At 27.3% G+C, this 3,443-nt stretch carries 5 protein-coding genes; 2 read left to right on the top strand and 3 right to left on the bottom strand.

The genetic code is table 11. The features are described 5' to 3' along the window. Positions 1 to 20 precede the first annotated feature (20 nt). From VLM92_RS07385 to VLM92_RS07375, 3 genes are all read right to left on the bottom strand, one after another. A complete protein-coding gene (locus VLM92_RS07385; protein ID WP_325275695.1) occupies positions 21 to 170 on the bottom strand; it encodes a hypothetical protein in 150 nt (49 codons plus the stop codon). A gap of 98 nt (positions 171 to 268) precedes the next feature. Then, a complete protein-coding gene (locus VLM92_RS07380; RefSeq protein ID WP_325275694.1) occupies positions 269 to 931 on the bottom strand; it encodes a DNA-binding protein in 663 nt (220 codons plus the stop codon). Positions 932 to 1,525: 594 nt separating this feature from the next. Then, positions 1,526 to 1,714: an asparagine synthase gene (locus tag VLM92_RS07375; RefSeq protein WP_325275693.1), complete on the bottom strand. Its 189-nt coding sequence runs from the start codon at positions 1,712 to 1,714 to the stop codon at positions 1,526 to 1,528. A 213-nt stretch (positions 1,715 to 1,927) separates the two neighbouring features. Between VLM92_RS07375 and VLM92_RS07370 the strand changes: the two genes are divergently transcribed. Together VLM92_RS07370 and VLM92_RS07365 are read left to right on the top strand one after the other, a co-directional pair. Next, positions 1,928 to 2,113 carry a hypothetical protein gene (locus tag VLM92_RS07370; protein WP_325275692.1) on the top strand — a complete coding sequence of 62 codons (186 nt, stop codon included), beginning with the start codon at positions 1,928 to 1,930 and terminating at the stop codon, positions 2,111 to 2,113. A 359-nt stretch (positions 2,114 to 2,472) separates the two neighbouring features. After that, the coding region (locus VLM92_RS07365; RefSeq protein ID WP_325275691.1) for a PTS sugar transporter subunit IIC at positions 2,473 to 3,443 on the top strand (971 nt) is incomplete at its 3' end.

Genomic DNA, 3,443 nt, shown 5'->3' with positions numbered 1-3,443 from the left:
GTATTGCTAATTCCTATTGCTTATGCATCGTTCTCATTTATTTCTATATCACGTATAGATTTATCATTATTTTTATTATTAATATTTTCATTCTTACATCCACTAATTGCTACAACATTAATTAATAATATGACTACTAATAAATATGATCTTTTTGAAATTCTTTTCATTTCTTATGCTCCTCATATTTAAATATTAATATAATTATATTCTCATTTTGCAAGAAAATCATTATATTTTTCATTTATATTTTTTATAACTACAGGACTTATATTAGATGTTTATACTCTTTCATAAAATCTTTTAATGCTTGAGTTAGTATTTCTTGCTTACTAAACTGTGAATTACTACATAATCTTTCAAAATCTTGCCATGTTGTTTTATCTACTCTTATACTAGTATTTTTCAAATCATTTGTATTGTTCCTTTCTATATTTATATCCTTTTTAGGAGATGTTTTTTTAGGTTTCATGCATTTATAATCTTTTACTTGCATATACCAGTCATATACTTCACATAGTTTGTCCATATCCTCAACTGTCATATTTATTTTTTTATCTTTTTTTACTTTTAAAGTATTTTTATTTTTTTCTTTCATAGATATATCTAATTTAGAATTATTTTTCGCACTTTCTTGCGTTTTTGCTTTCGTTGTATTTTTTTTGTTACTTACTTTCTTTTCTTTATCTTTAGTATTTTTAGAGTTAACTTTTCCATTTTTTTCATCTTTATTCATATCTTGAAACTCTATTTGGTTAACCTTACTATCTTCTTTTATTTCATATTTTCCATTTTTCAGTTTATATCCGTTTCTATTTAGAAATGCTCTAAGTGTTTTTACACTTATCCCTATCTCTTTTGATATATCTTCAAATTCTATATTTTTATTTTGCAACTCTAGAAATTTTTCTAGTCTTTCATTTCCTTTCATTTTTTGCCTCCATAAATTGTAATCTCTGTTGTATTTATTGTATCATAATATATATATTTACACAAAATTCACTTCGTTCATCGCGCCAACGAATAGTTTTCACATTCGTTCAATTTATTCCGTTGCTTAAAATTCGCTTCAAGTAATTCTCTATAATTTAAAAAGCTCCCTTTCGGAAGCTATTTTTTATTCTATTATAAAGATAATTTATTTTCATAATCTACATTTCCACCTTGTATCATAATGTCCCCTTCGATAAATTCACCTATTTTCACTTCATTATAATGTTTTTATCGACTTGCTAAAGTTAGCTGATGCAATCTAATGAAAATTTATAGATATGAAACTACTTCCTGACTACATTGGTATGATAGATTCTAGATTTTCTTAAGTTTAGGAGTTGAGGTTATAATTTATCCACAAACTAGGTAAATTTTAATTCCTTAGCATGTAAAAAGGCATAGAACAAATAATATTCTAATTATCTATTCTATACCTAAAATATATAATCTGTTTTAACTTTTATAAATAATAAACCACGTCAAAACATTAGTTTATTATTATAACATTTAATAATTACTATAAGTGTATTTATTATTCTTTTATCATACCTATTGTTCCTAGTGCAATATGTGCCACTCCTGCTCCTACTAATAAAGCTCCTGTCATATTATTGTAGTCTCTTTTATTAAAATTCCTTCTTTTAGATTGTCTTACATCTACTGCAAGTCCTGCCATTGTTACCGCTGTTCCTAATGTCACTGGGATTATACCTTTTTTCATATTATTTCCCTCCTTGTTGAGTTTCAATATTATGTTATGCAGTAACCATTCAATTATCATATGTAAAATATTCCTTATTTTAATTTATTATCATATTTACATGTAAAAATTGCTTTCTTTTAAAAATCTAATGTACATTTTTATTTAACACTAGTTTTACAAATATCATAAAATAATATATTTATAAGAACTTAATATACAAGAGGAAGGAATATGACAAATCAAACTAAAAAATTTATTATAGATGATAAATCACGTAATATAATAGATAATTATTTAAAAGATAGCGCAATACTTATATGTTGCTTTACTAGAAATAATAAATCAGAGATTATGATACGAGGTGGATTTGAAATTGCAATTATTTGCAAATATGAAGATAATAAATTAATACAATAATCTAAACCCTAATGCTTGAAAACGGTATTTAATTTTAAATTTAATCATTATTTTATAAATTATTTTATGTTTTTTGTATGCAACCTTTTTTTATGTTACTAATCTAATAAATGACTATATTACTACTTTACAAATTAATTTTTATAAAACAAAATATTTATTTCGTTCTATACTTTTTAAGTTTTTATGCCATTTTTCTTTAAAATCCAATTTTTTCTCATTAAAAACTGTTTACATTTGTCGAATTTTGATTTATAATTAAATCAATCGAGTGAATTGTTTGAATAATAATACAAACAAGGAAAACACTACCATTAAGTTGGTAGCACTATATTATTTACATCTTAGGAGGAAACAAAATGTTACAAATTTTAACAGGTACTGGTTTATTATTAGCAGTATTGGCATTATTCACATTATTTAGTTACAAAGCGCCTAATGGTATGAAAGCAATGGGTGCATTAGCAAGTGCTGCTTGCGCAAGTTTCTTAGTTGAAGCTTTCCACTTCGCATTCTTTGGTGAAGTTATGAACATAAAATTCTTAGAAGCTGTCGGAGGAGCTAACGGTTCTTTAGGTGGTGTAGCTGCTGCTATATTAGTTCCACTTGCATTAGGTGTATCTCCAGTATATGCTGTATTAGTTGGTTTATCAGTTTCAGGATTCGGTATACTTCCAGGATTTATAGCTGGTTACTTAGTTGCTTATGTAGTTAAGTTCTTAGAAGAAAAAATACCTGCTGGTCTTGATTTAATAGTTATAATATTAGTAGCTGCTCCAATGGCAAGAGGTATAGCAATGTTTATGAACCCTATAGTTAATGGTACATTAACTCAAATAGGACAAGTTTTAATACAAGCTGCTGATGCTTCTCCAATAGTTATGGGGATAATATTAGGAGGATTAATAACAGTTGTTGCAACTGCTCCTTTAAGTTCAATGGCTTTAACTGCTATAATAAGTTTAACAGGTGTTCCAATGGCAATAGGTGCATTATCAGTATTCGGTTCTTCTTTCATGAACTATGTATTCTTCTCAAAAATGAAGTTTGGTTCAAGAAAAGATACAATAGCTGTTGCTATAGAGCCTTTAACTCAATCAGATATAATATCTGCTAACCCAATACCAGTATATGTTACTAACTTCATAGGTGGAGCTATGTCTGGTGTAATAGTTGCTATAATGGGACTTGAAGTAAGTACTCCAGGTACTGCAACTCCAATAGCTGGATTTGCAATATCAGTTGCACAAAACGGACCAAGAGCTTTAATAGCTGCGGCTGGATGTGCAGTTGTCAGTATAGCTGGTGGATTCATAGGTCACGCTTTATT

This window comes from Romboutsia sp., from assembly GCF_035470145.1.
GTDB lineage: Bacteria > Bacillota > Clostridia > Peptostreptococcales > Peptostreptococcaceae > Romboutsia_D.
This window is presented reverse-complemented; position numbering and strand designations above follow the sequence as displayed.